This is a genomic window from Phycicoccus sp. (genome assembly GCF_035325325.1).
Classification (GTDB): Bacteria; Actinomycetota; Actinomycetes; order Actinomycetales; family Dermatophilaceae; genus Phycicoccus.
On the sequence record NZ_DAOLAC010000016.1, the window covers coordinates 18,636 to 34,347 of the forward strand.

Consider the following 15,712-nt stretch of genomic DNA (forward strand, 5'->3'; position numbering starts at 1 on the left):
GCCTTACCCGGGAACGGTTCCGGGGTGAAGCGCGCCCGTATCGGGTGACCCGATACGCCTGCGCCTTACCCGGGAACGGTTCCGGGGTGAAGCGCGCCCGTATCGGGTGACCCGATAACCGTGTGGCTCGCCGGGGGAGGAGGGGAGCGGGACGGAGGAGGGCGCGGACGTTGCCGGGGGCCCGGGGGTCAGCGGGCCCGGCGGCGGAGGCGCTCGACGTCGAGGAGGAGGACGGCCCGGGCCTCGAGCCGCAGCCAGCCCCGCGAGGCGAAGTCGGCGAGCGCCTTGTTGACCGTCTCGCGCGAGGCCCCGACGAGCTGTGCCAGCTCCTCCTGGGTGAGGTCGTGCGAGACCATGACGCCCTCCTCGACCGGCCGGCCGAAGCGCTTGGCGAGGTCGAGCAGCGCCTTGGCGACCCGGCCGGGCACGTCGGTGAAGACGAGGTCGGCGAGCACGTCGTTGGTGCGGCGCAGTCGCCGCGCCAGCGCCGAGAGCAGGGTCAGCGCCACGCCGGGACGCTCGTGGAGGAACTCCTTGAGCTGCTCGTGGCCCATCGAGACCAGCTGGGTCTCGGCGACCGCCGTGGCGGTCGCCGTGCGGGGTCCGGGGTCGAAGAGCGAGAGCTCGCCGAACATCTCGCCCGGTCCGAGGATGGCGAGGAGGTTCTCGCGGCCGTCGCTGCTCGAGCGGCCGAGCTTGATCTTGCCCTCGGCGATGACGTAGAGCCGGTCGCCCTGGTCGCCCTCGTGGAAGAGGACGTCGCCGCGCTCGAGCCGTGACGCGCTCATCGTCGCGATGAGACCCTCGGCGGCGTGGTCGTCGAGGGGGGAGAAGAGCGGCGCTTTTCGCACGACGTCGTGGTCCACGTCGGACAGTGTGCCAGAACCGAGGCGCCGGGCCGGGTGGACTCCGCGCACGTCACCGGTGGTGTCGGCGCCCACCCGTAGGCTGCCTCCGTGCCCGTCCGACCCTCGCCCGCCGTCCGTCGCGCGGCCACCGGCGAGGAGACGCCGGTCGCCCGCACCCGCCGTGCCCGGCGCATCTCCCGGGCGCTCCACGAGCGCTACCCGTACGCCCACTGCGAGCTCGACTTCGAGACCCCGCTCCAGCTGCTCGTCGCGACCGTCCTGTCCGCCCAGACCACCGACGTCATGGTCAACACGGTCACCCCGACCCTCTTCTCCCGCTGGCCCACCGCCGAGGCGCTCGCGGCCGCCGACCGGGCCGAGATGGAGGTGGTCCTCAAGCCCACCGGCTTCTTCCGCGCCAAGACCAACTCGGTCATCACCCTCGCCCAGGCGCTCGTCGAGCGGTACGGCGGCGAGGTGCCCGGACGGATGGAGGACCTCGTCACCCTGCCCGGCGTCGGGCGCAAGACCGCCAACGTCGTGCTCGGCAACGCCTTCGGGGTTCCCGGGCTGACCGTCGACACGCACTTCGGCCGGCTCGTCCGCCGGTGGGGATGGACCCAGGAGACCGACCCGGTCAAGGTCGAGGCCGACGTCGCCGCCCTCATCCCGCGCAGCGACTGGACGATGCTCAGCCACGTCGTCATCTTCCACGGCCGGCGCACCTGCTTCGCCCGCAAGCCGGCGTGCGGCGCCTGCCCGGTCACCCGCTGGTGCCCGGCCTACGGCGAGGGCGAGACCGACCCCGAGAAGGCCGCGAAGCTCCTGAAGTTCGAGCTCGCGCCGGGCGCCGTGCTCCCCGATCCGCCGCCGGGTCCGCTGCCGGACGGGGACTGAGGGCCGGCCACCGCCACCGGCCCTCCGAAGGTTCCGTGCCCCGAGCGGTCATCAAACCGCCGTCCACGGGGTAGTGCACCGGACGTGGACGGTCTCCGTGCCACGTGCCTCGCCCGCCCCGGGTGCCCGGGATGCCGGGAGCAGGTCGCGCGACCGTCTGCGCAGCAGTGACCCCGACCGCAGGAGAAGACACATGGCAACCGTGAGCGACTTCGTCATCGACCGCCTCATCGCGTGGGACCTCCACCGGTTCTACGGCTTCCCCGGCGACGGGATCGGCGGCTTCGACGGCGCACTCGGGCGGGCGGAACGCGACGGCAAGGACTTCACCTACATCCGGCCCACGCACGAGGAGGAGGCCGCGCTCATGGCGACGGCCCACGCGAAGTTCACCGGCGAGGTGGGCGTCTGCATGGCCACGTCGGGCCCGGGGGCGGCCCACCTCGTCAACGGCCTCTACGACGCCAGGGGCGACAACCAGCCCGTCGTCGCCGTCGTCGGCCAGCAGGCCCGGGCGGCGACCGGCAGCGACTTCCAGCAGGAGCTCAACCTCGAGCGGATGTTCGCCGACGTCGCGGTCTTCGTCCAGACCGTCCTCACCGCCGAGCACGCGCCCCTCGTCGTCGACAAGGCGATCCGGGTGGCGGCGGCCCGACGCGGCCCGGCCGTCATCATCCTGCCGACCGACGTCCAGGAGCTCGAGATGGAGGAACCGGAGGTCGCGCACGGCGTCTCGCGCAGCGGCATCGGGTACGCCTCCCCCCGCTTCGCGCCGACCGAGGACTCGCTCCTGCGCGCCGCCGAGGTGCTCAACGCCGGCAGCAGGGTCGCGATGATCGTCGGGCAGGGGGCCCGGGGCGCCCGCGCCGAGGTGCTGGCCGTCGCCGAGCGGCTCGGGGCCGGGATCATCACGGCGCTCCTCGGCAAGGACGTCGTCCCCGGTGACGTCCCGTACCACACCCAGCAGCTGGGACTCCTCGGGTCGCGGCCGAGCTACGACATGATGCAGGACTGCGACACCCTCCTGCTCGTCGGCACCAACTTCCCGTACGCGGAGTTCCTGCCCGAGACCGGCCGGGCCCGTGCCGTGCAGATCGACACCGACCCCGGCCACCTGGGCATCCGCTACCCCACCGAGGTCAACCTGTGGGGTGACACCGGCGCCACGCTCGCGGCGCTGCTGCCGCACCTCCACCAGGCCGAGGACCTCTCGTGGCAGGAGGGCATCGCCGCGAAGATGCGCGAGTGGGACGAGGAGACGACGCGCGTCGCGATGGCCGAGGCCGACCCGGTCAACCCGCGCCGGCTCTTCCACTCGCTCAACGAACGTCTGCCCGAGCGGGTCATCGTCACCGCCGACGCCGGGACGACGGCCGACTGGTTCGGGCACCACATCCGGCTCCGGGGTGAGCAGATGGGCAACCTCTCGGGACGGCTCGCGACGATGCTCGCCGCGATGCCGTACGCGATGGCCGGCAAGTTCGCCCACCCCGACCGTCCGGTCGTCTGCACCATCGGCGACGGCGCCTTCCAGATGCTCGGGATGAACGGGCTCATCACCGTCAAGCGGCACTGGCAGGAGTGGGAGAACCCGACGTTCATCGTGCTCGTCATGCACAACGACGACCTCAACCAGGTGTCCTGGGAGATGCGTGAGGTCGGTGATCCGCGGTGGGACACGGCCCAGCTCGTGGAGTCGATGGACTACGCCGAGTACGCCCGCAGCCTCGGCTTCGAGGGCATCCGGGTCGACCGGCCGGAGGACATCGACGCGGCCTGGGACCGCGCGTTCGCCGCCGACCGCCCCGTCCTCATCGACGCCGTCGTCGACCGGAACGTCCCGCCGCTGCCGGCGCACATCACGCTCGAGCAGGCCACGGGGATCGCCCGGGCGCTCGTCACCGGTGACCCCGAGGCGCGCCGGGTCGCGGTCGAGGGCTCACGCGCGATGGCCGCCGAGCTGTTCTCGAGGGTGCGCGGCAGCCGGTCGTGACCGACCCGGACACCTCGCTCGGGGCCAGGCCGGACGCCGGCGCGCCGGTGGTGAGGTCGGTCGGGGTCGAGGCCTTCGAGGTGCCGCTGGACGCGCCGGAGTCCGACGGCACCCTGACCTGGGACTCGACGACGCTCGTCGTCGTGACGGTCCGGGCCGGTGACGAGGTCGGGACCGGCCACACGTACGCCCCCCGGGCCGCCGGCCTCGTCGTCGAGGACACCCTCGCGGGGGTGGTCACCGGCCGTGACCCGTTCGCGGTCGGCGCCGCCTGGGGGGCGATGGCTCGAGCCGTGCGCAACGAGGGCCGACGCGGGCCGGTGAGTGCCGCGATCTCCGCGGTCGACGTCGCGCTGTGGGACCTCAAGGCGCGGCTGCTCGGCCTCTCCCTCGTCGACCTGCTCGGTGGGTTCCACGACCACGTCCCCGCCTACGGCAGCGGCGGGTTCACCAACCTCTCGGACGCCGACCTCGCGGAGCAGGTCGGCGGCTGGGCCCGGGCCGGGCTGCCGGCGGTGAAGATCAAGGTGGGCAGCGACCCCGAGGACGACCCGCGCCGGGTCCGGCTGGTCCGCGAGGTCGTCGGTGACGCGACCGGGGTGTTCGTCGACGCGAACGGTGCCTACGGGCGCAGCCAGGCCCTGCGGCTGGCCGAGCGCTTCGCCGAGCACGACGTGCGGTGGTTCGAGGAGCCGGTCTCCTCGGACGACCTCGACGGCCTCCGCCTCGTGCGCGACCGCGCGCCGGCCGGGATGGACGTCGCCGCGGGCGAGTACGGCTGGGACGTGACCCACGCCCGCGACCTCCTCGCCCACGGCGCCGTCGACTGCCTGCAGGCCGACGTCACCCGCGTGGGCGGCATCACCGGCCTGCTCCGGGTCGCCGCCCTCGCCGACGCCGCCGGTCTCGAGGTCTCGGCCCACTGCGCGCCGCAGCTGTCGGCGCACGCGATGACGGCCGTGTGGCACGCCCGCCACCTCGAGTACTTCGCCGACCACGTCCGCCTCGACGCGCTCGCCTTCGACGGCGTGCTGGAGCCCCGCGACGGCGCACTGCGACCGGACCGCAGCCGCCCGGGCCACGGGCTGGCCGTCCGCTGGTCCGACCTCGCCCCCTACCGCGTGCCCCTGGGAGGAGCAGCATGACGACCACCGACCTGCCCGTGCACTGGGCCGGGATGCCCACCGTGTCCTCGAGCGCACCCTCCGACGACCTCGCGACCACCGCCCGGGCGCTCGCGGCGGCGCTCGAGGGCCGGATCGAGGGGGAGGTGCGCTTCGACGACGGCAGCCGGGCCGCCTACTCCACCGACGCGTCGAACTACCGCCAGGTGCCGCTCGGTGTCGTCCTGCCCAGGACCCTCGACGACGTCGTGACGACGGTCGCGGCCTGCCGCGAGCACGGCGTGCCGCTGACCAGCCGCGGCGGGGGCACGAGCCTCGCGGGCCAGGCGTGCAACGTCGGGGTCGTCCTCGACTTCTCCAAGTACCTCACCGCCGTCGAGTCGATCGACCCCGAGGACCGCTCCGCGTGGGTCCAGCCCGGCTGCACCCTCGACTGGCTGCGCGACGCCGCCGCCGAGCACGGCCTCACCTACGGTCCCGACCCCGCGACGCACAGCCGCAACACCCTCGGCGGGATGATCGGCAACAACTCCTGCGGCACCCACTCGGTGATGGCCGAGTTCTACGGTCCGGGTCCGCTGACCGCCCACCAGGTGCTCGAGCTCGAGGTCCTCACCTACCGCGGCGCCCGGTTCACCGTCGGACCGATGACCCACGACGAGCTGGACGCCGCCGTCGCCGAGGGCGGCGAGCGCGGTCGCATCCTCGCCGGCCTGCAGGACGTACGCGACCGCCACCTCGCCGCGATCCGCACCGGGTTCCCGCAGATCCCGCGCCGGGTCTCGGGCTACAACCTGCCCCAGCTGCTCGACGAGCACCGGTTCGACGTCGCGAAGGCCCTCGTCGGCACCGAGGGGACCTGCGTCGTGGTGCTGCGTGCCCGGGTCCGGCTCATCGACGCCAAGCCGGAGCGGACCCTCGTCGTCGCCGGCTTTGCGGACGCCCCCAGCGCGGGGGACCACGTACCGATGGTGCGCGGGCACCGGCCGGTCGCGTGCGAGGGCATCGACCACCTCCTCGTCGACTTCATGCGGAAGAAGGGTCTGCACCCCGAGGACGTCGACCTGCTGCCCGAGGGGAAGGGCTTCCTGCTCGTCGAGTTCGGCTCCGACGACAAGGACGACGCCGACGCGCAGGCCCGGCGGTTCGTCGAGGCCTGCGAGGCCCTCGAGCACCCCCCGAGCACCAAGGTGTTCGCCGACTCCTGGGAGGCCCAGAAGCTGTGGGAGGTGCGCGAGTCCGGGCTCGGCGCCACCGCCCACGTGCCGGGCATGGCTACGACCCACCCGGGCTGGGAGGACGCTGCGGTGCCCCCCGAGAAGGTGGGTGACTACCTGCGCGACTTCCGGGACCTGCTCGAGGAGTTCGACTACCACGCCGCCCTCTACGGTCACTTCGGTCAGGGCTGCATCCACTGCCGCATCGACTTCCGCCTCTCCACCGCGCACGGCGTCCGGCAGTGGCGGCAGTTCCTCACCCGCGCCGCGGAGCTCGTCACCTCCTACGGCGGCTCGCTCTCCGGTGAGCACGGCGACGGGCAGGCCCGCGGGGCCCTGCTCACGACGATGTACGGCACGGAGCTCGTCGCGGCCTTCGGGGAGTTCAAGGCGGTCTGGGACCCGGACGGCATGATGAACCCGGGCAAGGTGGTCCACCCGCACGACCCGACCGACGACCTCCGGGAGGGGCCCGGGGTCCGGCTCACCCCGGTGCGCACGCACTTCGCGTTCCCGGACGACGACCACGACTTCGGCAAGGCCACGGCACGATGCGTCGGGGTCGGGCAGTGCCGCAACGTCGACACCGGCGGGATGTGCCCGAGCTACATGGCCACGCGGGAGGAGGAGGACTCCACCCGCGGTCGGGCCCGGATGCTCTTCGAGATGCTCCGGGGCGACAGCCCCGAGGGCGGCTGGCGCGACCCGCACGTGGCCGCCGCCCTCGAGCTCTGCCTGGCCTGCAAGGCGTGCAAGCACGAGTGCCCCGTCAACGTCGACATGGCGACGTACAAGGCCGAGTTCCTCTCCCACTACTACAAGGGCCGGCTCCGCCCGCGCAGCGACTACGCCATCACCCTCATCTACTGGTGGGCCCGCGTGGCCAGCCGGGTGCCCCGGTTGGTCAACGCCGTGACGCAGAACGGGCTGCTGGCACCGCTGCTCAAGAGGGCCGGTGGGGTGGCGCAGGCACGGCCCGTCCCGAGGTTCCGGGAACAGCCGTTCGCCCGGGGGTTCCGGGCACGGCGAGGGCCCGGTGGCGAGCGCCCGGTGCACGGCGACGGCCCGCCGCTGCGGCACCGCGACTCGGCCCGCTTCCGTGGTGAGTCGTACACGACCCCGACCATGCAGCGCGGCGGCCTGCGCCCGACCCTGCACCCGCACGGTGCCGACGCCCCGATCGAGACCGACCGCGTGGTGCTGTGGCCGGACACCTTCAACAACTACCTCGAGTCCTCGGTGCTCGAGGCGACCGTCGAGGTGCTCGAGCACGCCGGTTACGAGGTGTCGGTGCCCTCGCGGCCGTTGTGCTGCGGGCGACCGCTGTACGACGCCGGCATGCTCACGACGGCCGAGCGCCTCTGGCGGCAGGTGCTCGACACGTTGCGCGACGACATCCGCGCCGGCGTCCCCGTCGTCGGCGTCGAGCCGAGCTGCGTCGCGGCCTTCCGGGACGAGCTCGTCGGGCTGATGCCCGACGACGCCGACGCCCGCCGGCTCTCGGAGCAGACCTTCATCCTCTCCGAGTTCCTCGAGCGCCAGCGCTACCAGCCACCGCGGCTGCCGGTCGACGCCGTCGTGCAGATGCACTGCCACCACGTCGCCGCGCTCGGTACCGACGCCGAGGAGGCGGTCCTCTCGCGGATGGGCGTCTCGGCCGACGTCCTCGATGCCGGGTGCTGCGGCCTCGCCGGGTCGTTCGGCTTCTCGGCCGACAAGTACGACGTCTCGGTGCGGGTGGGGGAGCGGAAGATGGCTCCCCGCATCCGCGCCACCGCGTCGGGCACCGAGGTGGTCACCGACGGCTTCAGCTGCCGCGAGCAGATCGAGCACCTCACCGGGCGGCAGCCGCGCCACCTCGCCGAGCTGCTGCGCGACGCGATCCACGCCGAGCGGGCGAGCGGCTGAGGGCGGAGCGCAGCGACGTCGGCGGTGGTCAGAGGCGGAGCGCGCCGGCGTGCGGGACGAACGAGTCGGCGCTCGCGAGGGCCCAGTCCTCGGCCCACGACCGCGGCGGCTCGTCGAGCAGCTGGCCCGGGGAGAGCCACTCGAACAGCTCTGCGTACGAACGGGTCTCGGTGCTGCTCACGTTGCGGCGCAGGTGCGCCGGAGTCAGCTCGTCCGGGGCGGAGACACCCATCGCGGCCATGAGGCGCACCGCCTCGTCGACGGTGGCCTCCTGGTAGCGCCGCACGCGCACGCTCTTGTCGCCGACGTCGAGCGCCCTGGCCCGCCACGGGTCCTGGGTGGCGACGCCGCTCGGGCAGGTGTCGGTGTGGCAGCGCTGGGCCTGGATGCAGCCGGCGGCCATCATCATCGCCCGGGCCGAGTTCGTGTAGTCGGCACCCTGGACGAGACGCTTGACGACGTCGTTGCCCTGGGCGACCTTGCCGCTCGCGCCGATGCGGACGCGGTCGCGCAGGCCGGCGCCGACGAGCGCGTTGTGCACCGTCATCAGGCCGTGGGTGAGCGGCATCCCCACGTGGTCCTCGAACTCGAGCGGCGCCGCACCGGTGCCGCCCTCGGAGCCGTCGACGATGACGAAGTCCGGCGCCGTGCCCACCTCGAGCATCGCCTTGCACAGCGCGAGGACGTCGAGCCGCGAGCCGACGCACAGCTTGATGCCGGCCGGCTTGCCGCCGGAGAGCTCGCGCATCCGGGCGACGAACTCGATCAGCCCGGTCGGGGTCGAGAAGACGCGGTGCGAGGGCGGGCTGACGCACTTCTCGCCCTGCGGCACCTGGCGCACCTCGGCGATCTCCGCCGTCACCTTGGCGGCCGGCAGCACACCGCCGATGCCGGGCTTCGCGCCCTGGCTCAGCTTGAGCGACACGCACTTGACGGACTCGTGGGCCGCCTTGTCGCGGAAGGTGTCCGGGTCGAAGTCGCCGTCCTTCGTGCGCGCCCCGAAGTAGCCGGTGCCGAGCTCCCAGACGATGTCGCCGCCGTGCTCGAGGTGGTACTCGGACAGGCCGCCCTCACCGGTGTCGTGGGCGAAGCCCCCCATCGCCGCGCCCTTGTTCAGCGCACGGATCGCGTTGGCGGACAGCGACCCGAAGCTCATCGCCGAGACGTTGAGCAGCGCCATCGAGTACGGGCGCGAGCAGTCCGGGCCGCCGACGGTCACCCGGTGCGGCTCGTCCGGCGGGTCGAGCGGCGTCATCGAGTGGACGAGGTACTCGTAGCCGACCTCGTTGACGTCACGCTCGGTGCCGTAGGCCTTCTCGCCGTGGATGCCCTTGGCCCGCTCGTAGACCACCGAGCGGGTGTTGCGGTCGAACGGCCGGCCGTCCCAGTCGCGCTCGATGAAGTACTGCTGGATCTCCGGGCGGATGTCCTCGAGCAGGTACCGGGCGTGCCCGATCACCGGGTAGCGCCGCAGGATGGTGTGCCGCTTCTGCAGGAGGTCCCAGGCCGCGAGGGCCGCCACCCCCACTCCTGCTCCGACCCCTGTCGTCGTCCACGTCCTGCGCCGGCTCATCGATCGCCTCCTCGTCGTCGGGATACCCAGCACCGTGCCCGTCGACACTGGACGTCCGCTGTGAGGCCGCTGCGGACGGCCCGTCCCGGTGGGCGGTCCACAGCCGGGGGTCGGGCGCGGGTGCCTACGATGACCGGCATGACCCCGGCGCCCGCGTGGCTGACCCGTCTCGCCGCTCGGGCGGACGCCGCCGGCCACCCGTGGTTCGCGGCGCACCCCGCCCCCGCGGAGGGCGTGCGGCGCTCGGCGGTCCTCGTCCTCTTCGGTCCCGACCCGGCCGGTGGCACCGACGTCGTCCTCACCGAGCGCGCGCACACGCTGCGCTCGCACCCCGGCCAGGTCTCCTTCCCCGGCGGCCGGCTCGACCCCGGCGACGACGGACCGGTGGGTGCGGCCCTGCGCGAGGCACAGGAGGAGGTGGGCCTCGACCCGTCGGGCGTCGAGGTGCTCGCCACCCTGCCGACGCTGCACCTGGCGCCGACGGGCAACGCGGTGACCCCTGTCCTCGGCTGGTGGCCCGCCCCCGTGCCGGTCGGCGTCGTCGACACCGCGGAGGTCGCGCGGGTCGACCGCGTCCCGGTCGCCGACCTCCTCGCGGCCCGGCACCGGTTCACCGCCGTCTTCGGCCCCTACCGCGGCCCCGGCTTCGAGGTCGACGGCCTCTTCGTCTGGGGGTTCACGGCGATGCTGCTCGACGCCGTCCTCGACCTCGCCGGGCTCACCGAGCCGTGGGACCACGGGGTCGAGCGGGCCCTCCCCGACCGCGTGCGCTCCCCGTGGATGCGGGGGCTCGAGGACCGACCCGACCCGGGTGAGACCGAGGACGAGCCGTGACCGGGTCCACCCTCCTCGACATCGTCCTCGTCCTCGTCCTGCTCGCCTACTCCTGGAGCGGCTGGCGGCAGGGGCTCGTCGCGGCCGTCCTCGGTCTCGTCGGCCTGCTCGGCGGCGCCGTCCTCGCCGCGAAGGTCGCCCCGGGCCTGCTCGACGGCCACGGCGGCATCGACTTCTCCACCCCCGGCGGCACGCTGCTCCTCGTCGCGGTCGTCCTCGTCACCGCGACCCTCGGGCAGTGGCTCATGCTGCTCGTCGCCTCGCGGATCCGCAGCGTCATCAGCCTCGCGGGGCTGCGCCTCGTCGACAACCTGCTCGGCGCGGTCGCCGTGCTCGTCGCCTCGGTGCTCGTCCTGTGGGTCGTCGCGGGCGCGCTGCGGGTCAGCGGACCGCCGCCGCTGCGCAGCGCCATCGCCTCCTCGCAGGTGGTGCGCACGGTCGACGCCCTCGTCCCGCGCTCGGCGCAGACCCTCGTCGACGACCTGACCGAGGCACTCGACAAGGGCGGCTTCCCGCGCGTCTTCGAGGGCCTGGGCCCCGAGCCGATCGTCGCCGTCCCGGCGCCCGACCCCGCCCTCGTCGAGGACCCCGCCGTGGCCCGCGCGCTGCGCTCGGTCATCCACGTGCGGGCCGAGGCGCCGCGCTGCGGCCAGACCCAGGTGGGCAGTGGCTGGGTCGTCTCGCCGGGCGTCGTCGTGACCAACGCGCACGTCGTCGCCGGCTCACGGACGGTGCGGCTCAGCGTCCGGGGGACGGGCCCCGAGGTCACCGGCCGCGTGGTCCGCTTCGACCCCGACCGCGACGTCGCCGTCGTCGTCACCTCCCGGCTCGGTGCGCCGGCGCTCACCCGCGGCGCCGCCCTGGGTCGCGGCGACGACGCTGCGCTCGCCGGCTTCCCGGGGGACCAGGGGTTGTGGGTCGGAGCGGCCCGCGTGCGCGGCGTGCTCGAGGCGAAGGGTGCAGACATCTACGGCGGTCCCGGCACCGTCCGCCAGATCTACTCGCTGCGCGCCGAGGTGCGCCGGGGCGCCTCCGGCGGACCGATGCTCGACCCGGCCGGGCACGTCGTCGGGATGGTCTTCGCGACCTCGCTGGACGACCCGCAGACCGGGTACGCGATGACCTACGCGGAGCTCGCGCCGGTGGTCAAGGGCGCGTCGGTCGGCGACGCGCAGGTCTCGACCGGGGCCTGCCGGACCGGCTGACGCCGGTGCCGCACCGGCTGACGCCGGGCTCAGCCCTCGCGCTTGAGGGCGGCGATCGTCTCCTTGCCCTGGGCGATGGCCCGCTCGGGCGCCGGCTTGGCCCGCTGCAGCGCGTTCTTGCCGAGCAGTGCCAGGACGCCGGCGACGACGAACATCAGCACCGTGACGATGAGGTAGCCGGCCCACAGCGGCAGCCAGATCGCGATCACCTGGGCGATCGTGTGGAAGAGGAACACCAGCCCGAGCAGGCCGACGAAGGCGGCGCCGCCGAGCAGCCCGGCGCCGGTGCCGACGACCTTCGCGCCCTGGGCGACCTCGGCCTTGGCGAGGGCGATCTCGCCGCGGACGATGCCCTGGAGGTCGTGCGTCGCGTCGGCGACGAGCTGTCCGATGGTGCGCTCGGTGCTCTCGGGTGCCATGCGTCCTGCCTCGTGTCGTCGGCCCACGTCGGGGGCGGTCCTCCCCGACCTTACCGAGTGGCCGCGGCGCCCGGGTCGGGCTGCTCCTGCCGGAAGCAGTCGGGGACGCCGTCGCCGTCCTCGTCCCGGGTCTCGAGCGCCTCGATCCGCCGGTAGACCGCGTTCCGGCGGCGCAGGACGAGCGAGGCCAGCGCCGCCGCGAGGACCGACCCGGTGAGCACCGCCACCTTGACGTGGTCGTCGCGGTCGGACCCCGGCCCGAAGGCCAGCTCGCCGACGAGGAGCGAGACGGTGAACCCGACCCCGGTGAGCAGCGCGAGCCCGCACACGTCGGACCACGCGAGGTCCTCGTCGAGCTCGGCGTGCGTGAACCGCGCCATGAGCCACGTCGCCCCGAGGACGCCGACGAGCTTGCCGACGACGAGGCCGAGGACGACCCCGAGCGCGACCGGGTCGCGGGCCGCCTGGCCCAGGCCGCCGCCGACGACCGTCACCCCGGAGGCGAAGAAGGCGAACACCGGCACGGCCACGCCGGCCGACAGCGGGCGCAGCCGGTGCTCGAAGCGGTGCGCGACGTCGGCGTCCGACGGCATCGTGCTGCGCGACGGGACCCGCCGGCGCCGGGGTCGGACCGGCACGACCAGCCCGAGCAGCACCCCGGCGACCGTGGCGTGCACCCCGGAGGCGTGGACCAGGCCCCAGGTGAGCAGCGCGAGCGGGACGAGCAGCCACCACTGCCCCATCCGGCGCTGCACGAGCGCGGCGAACCCTGCGAGCGGGACGAGGGCGAGCAGGAGCGGCGCGACCTGGAGGTCGGAGGTGTAGAAGACGGCGATGATCGTGATGGCGATGAGGTCGTCGACGACGGCGAGGGTCAGGAGGAAGGAACGCAGTGCCGAGGGCAGGTGCGAGCCGATGACCGCGAGCACCGCGAGGGCGAAGGCGATGTCGGTGGCGGTCGGGACCGCCCAGCCGCGGGCGGCACCGTCGGCGGCGTCGAGGACGGTGACGGTGCCGGTGAAGACGAGCGCCGGGACGAGCACGCCACCGACCGCGGCGACGACCGGCACGGCGGCCTTGGCGGGGGAGCGCAGCTCGCCGACGACGAACTCCCGCTTCAGCTCGAGTCCGGCGACGAAGAAGAAGAGGGCGAGCAGCCCGTCGGCCGCCCAGTGCCCGAGAGTGAGCCGCAGGTGGCCCCAGTCGACGCCGACGTAGGTGTCGCGCAGGGCGGAGTACGACTCCCGCCACGGGCTGTTCGCGAAGACGATCGCCGCGACGGCGGCCACGAGCAGCAGCGCACCGCCGATGGTCTCGGTGCGCAGGGCATCCGCGACGTGCTGGGTCTCGGCCCATGACGGCCTCGAGAACAGGCGGCGGCGGAGGTCGGCCGGGGAGGGCGGTCCGGGCGGGTGGCTCATCGGAGGGTCCTGTCCGTGGTCGGGCGTGGTCCCGGACCCCCGGCGGGGTCCGCGACATCGACTGCCGACCAGACTTCCCGGCGCTCCGCCACCCAGTCTACGGACTGCCCGACCGGCCCGACGACCCCGCCGGTCGACGGTCTCAGTCGGCGGAGCCGCCCGACATCCCCTCCTTGATGAGGTTCATCACCGAGGAGTCGGCGAGGGTCGTGACGTCCCCGACTTCCCGGTTCTCGGCCACGTCCTTGAGCAGGCGGCGCATGATCTTGCCCGAGCGGGTCTTCGGGAGCTCGGGGACGATCATCACCTGGCGCGGCTTGGCGATCGGACCGATCTCCTTCGCCACGTGGTTGCGCAGCTCCTGGACGGTCTCCTCGCCGTGGTCCTCGGCGTCGCCACGGAGGATGACGAACGCGCACACCGCCTGGCCGGTCGTCTCGTCGCTGGCGCCGACGACCGCGGCCTCGGCGACCGACGGGTGCGACACGAGGGCCGACTCGATCTCCGCGGTCGAGAGCCGGTGGCCCGACACGTTCATCACGTCGTCGACCCGGCCGAGCAGCCAGATGTTGCCCTTGTCGTCGTACTTCGCTCCGTCGCCGGCGAAGTAGTACTTCGGGCCGAACCGGCTCCAGTACGTCTCCTTGTACCGCTCCGGGTCGCCCCAGATGCCGCGCAGCATCGACGGCCACGGCTTGGTGAGGACGAGGTAGCCGACCTTCTCGGCCTCGGTGAACGGGTTGCCGTCGTCGTCGAGGATCTCGGCCGAGATGCCGGGGATGGGCTTCTGCGCCGAGCCCGGCTCGAGGGTGGTGACGCCGGGCAGCGGGCTGATCATGATCGCGCCGGTCTCGGTCTGCCACCACGTGTCGACGATCGGCGCGCGGTCGCCACCGATGTGCTTGCGGTACCAGAGCCACGCCTCGGGGTTGATCGGCTCGCCGACGCTGCCGAGCACCCGGATCGAGGACATGTCGAACTTCGCGGGGATGTCCGCGCCCCACTTCATGAAGGTGCGGATGGCCGTGGGCGCCGTGTAGAGGACGGTGACGCCGTACTTCTGGACGATCTCCCACCAGCGACCCTGGTGCGGGGTGTCGGGGGTGCCCTCGTAGAGGACCTGCGTCGCACCGTTGGCCAGCGGGCCGTAGACGATGTAGCTGTGGCCGGTGACCCAGCCGACGTCGGCGGTGCACCAGTAGACGTCGGTCTCGGGGTGGACGTCGTGGACGACGGCGTTCGTGTACGCGGCCTGGGTGAGGTAGCCACCGGTCGTGTGGAAGATGCCCTTCGGCTTCCCGGTCGTGCCCGAGGTGTAGAGGATGAACAGCGGGTGCTCGCTGTCCATCGGCTGCGCCTCGTGGGTGTCCGGCTGGCCCTCGACGAGGTCGTGCCACCACACGTCGCGCTCGTCGTCCCACTCGACGTCGGTGTCGGTGCGCTTGACGACGAGCACCTTCTGGACCGGGGACTCGTCGTCACCGTGGTGGATGGCCGCGTCGACCGCCGCCTTGAGCGGTGCCGGCTTGCCACGGCGCCACTGGCCGTCGGTGGTCACCACGACCTTGGCCTCGGCGTCGGCGATGCGGGTGTGCAGGGCCTCGGCCGAGAAGCCGCCGAAGATCACCGAGTGCGGGGCGCCGATGCGCGCGCAGGCGAGCATCGTGTAGATCGTCTCGGGGATCATCGGCATGTAGACCGCGACCCGGTCGCCCTTCCCGACGCCGAGCGACTCGAGCGCGTTGGCCGCCTTGCTGACCTCCTTCTGGAGGTCGGCGTAGGTGATGGTCCGGGTGTCGCCCTGCTCGCCCTCGAAGTGGATGGCGACGCGCTCGCCATTGCCGGCCTCGACGTGCCGGTCGACGCAGTTGTGCGCGACGTTGAGCTCGCCGCCGACGAACCACTTCGCGAACGGGGCGTCGCTCCAGTCGAGGGTCTGGCCGAAGTCGGTCGACCAGCTGATGCGCTCGCGCGCCTGCCTCGCCCAGAAGCCCTCGTGGTCGGCCGCGGCCTCGTCGTACATCTCCGCGGTGCCGTTGGCCTGTGCGGTGAAGGCCGCAGCGGGGCTCAGGTCCATCTCGTGCAGGTGGCTCGACAGGCTGTCGTCGGTCACGGCAGGGTCCTCCTCGTCGTTGAGACTCTCGACCTCAAGCCAACCCGACGACGGGCCGGGAGGCAACCGTCGGACCGGGGGGACCGGTCCAGCGGGGCGGGAACTGCGCCGAGCGGGGGAGCGGTCGCCGCGTGGTCGCGCCAGCCCGTCCTCCCCGGGG

Annotated in this window: 11 protein-coding genes; 6 read left to right on the forward strand and 5 right to left on the reverse strand. The window is 73.3% G+C overall.

Annotated features, from left to right (window positions below; all coding sequences use genetic code 11):
• Positions 1 to 188 precede the first annotated feature (188 nt).
• On the reverse strand, positions 189 to 866 hold the full coding sequence (locus PKA89_RS11235) for a Crp/Fnr family transcriptional regulator (RefSeq protein WP_324419426.1): 678 nt from the start codon (positions 864 to 866) through the stop codon (positions 189 to 191).
• A gap of 90 nt (positions 867 to 956) precedes the next feature.
• On the opposite strand from PKA89_RS11235, the gene nth reads away from it, so the two are divergent.
• The 4 genes from nth to PKA89_RS11255 all read left to right on the forward strand — a co-directional run bounded on the left by nth (position 957) and on the right by PKA89_RS11255 (position 7,987).
• On the forward strand, positions 957 to 1,745 hold the full coding sequence (nth, locus tag PKA89_RS11240; protein ID WP_324419428.1) for an endonuclease III: 789 nt from the start codon (positions 957 to 959) through the stop codon (positions 1,743 to 1,745).
• Between the two features lie 193 nt (positions 1,746 to 1,938).
• On the forward strand, positions 1,939 to 3,738 hold the full coding sequence (locus tag PKA89_RS11245; RefSeq protein WP_324419430.1) for a thiamine pyrophosphate-requiring protein: 1,800 nt from the start codon (positions 1,939 to 1,941) through the stop codon (positions 3,736 to 3,738).
• Positions 3,735 to 4,883, forward strand: coding sequence for an enolase C-terminal domain-like protein (locus tag PKA89_RS11250; RefSeq protein WP_324419431.1), 1,149 nt, complete (start codon positions 3,735 to 3,737; stop codon positions 4,881 to 4,883). The genes PKA89_RS11245 and PKA89_RS11250 overlap by 4 nt, the downstream gene beginning before the upstream one ends.
• Complete coding sequence (locus tag PKA89_RS11255; protein WP_324419433.1) at positions 4,880 to 7,987, forward strand: FAD-linked oxidase C-terminal domain-containing protein; 3,108 nt, start codon at positions 4,880 to 4,882, stop codon at positions 7,985 to 7,987. Before PKA89_RS11250 ends, PKA89_RS11255 begins: the two co-directional genes overlap by 4 nt.
• Before the next feature lie 28 nt (positions 7,988 to 8,015).
• Here PKA89_RS11255 and PKA89_RS11260 read toward each other — a convergent pair whose 3' ends face one another.
• On the reverse strand, positions 8,016 to 9,560 hold the full coding sequence (locus tag PKA89_RS11260) for an FMN-binding glutamate synthase family protein (RefSeq protein WP_324419435.1): 1,545 nt from the start codon (positions 9,558 to 9,560) through the stop codon (positions 8,016 to 8,018).
• A gap of 129 nt (positions 9,561 to 9,689) precedes the next feature.
• Between PKA89_RS11260 and PKA89_RS11265 the strand changes: the two genes are divergently transcribed.
• Positions 9,690 to 10,394 carry a CoA pyrophosphatase gene (locus PKA89_RS11265; RefSeq protein WP_324419436.1) on the forward strand — a complete coding sequence of 235 codons (705 nt, stop codon included), beginning with the start codon at positions 9,690 to 9,692 and terminating at the stop codon, positions 10,392 to 10,394.
• Positions 10,391 to 11,599: a MarP family serine protease gene (locus PKA89_RS11270; RefSeq protein ID WP_324419438.1), complete on the forward strand. Its 1,209-nt coding sequence runs from the start codon at positions 10,391 to 10,393 to the stop codon at positions 11,597 to 11,599. Before PKA89_RS11265 ends, PKA89_RS11270 begins: the two co-directional genes overlap by 4 nt.
• A 29-nt stretch (positions 11,600 to 11,628) precedes the next feature.
• Here the strand turns inward: PKA89_RS11270 and PKA89_RS11275 are convergent, their stop codons facing one another.
• The 3 genes from PKA89_RS11275 to acs all read right to left on the reverse strand — a co-directional run bounded on the left by PKA89_RS11275 (position 11,629) and on the right by acs (position 15,516).
• Entirely contained in the window at positions 11,629 to 12,018 is a 390-nt protein-coding gene (locus tag PKA89_RS11275; protein WP_324419440.1) for a phage holin family protein, read from the reverse strand.
• Positions 12,019 to 12,068: 50 nt separating this feature from the next.
• Complete coding sequence (gene nhaA, locus PKA89_RS11280) at positions 12,069 to 13,439, reverse strand: Na+/H+ antiporter NhaA (protein WP_324419442.1); 1,371 nt, start codon at positions 13,437 to 13,439, stop codon at positions 12,069 to 12,071.
• Positions 13,440 to 13,581: 142 nt separating this feature from the next.
• Entirely contained in the window at positions 13,582 to 15,516 is a 1,935-nt protein-coding gene (gene acs / locus PKA89_RS11285; RefSeq protein WP_324419514.1) for an acetate--CoA ligase, read from the reverse strand.
• Positions 15,517 to 15,712: the final 196 nt, after the last annotated feature.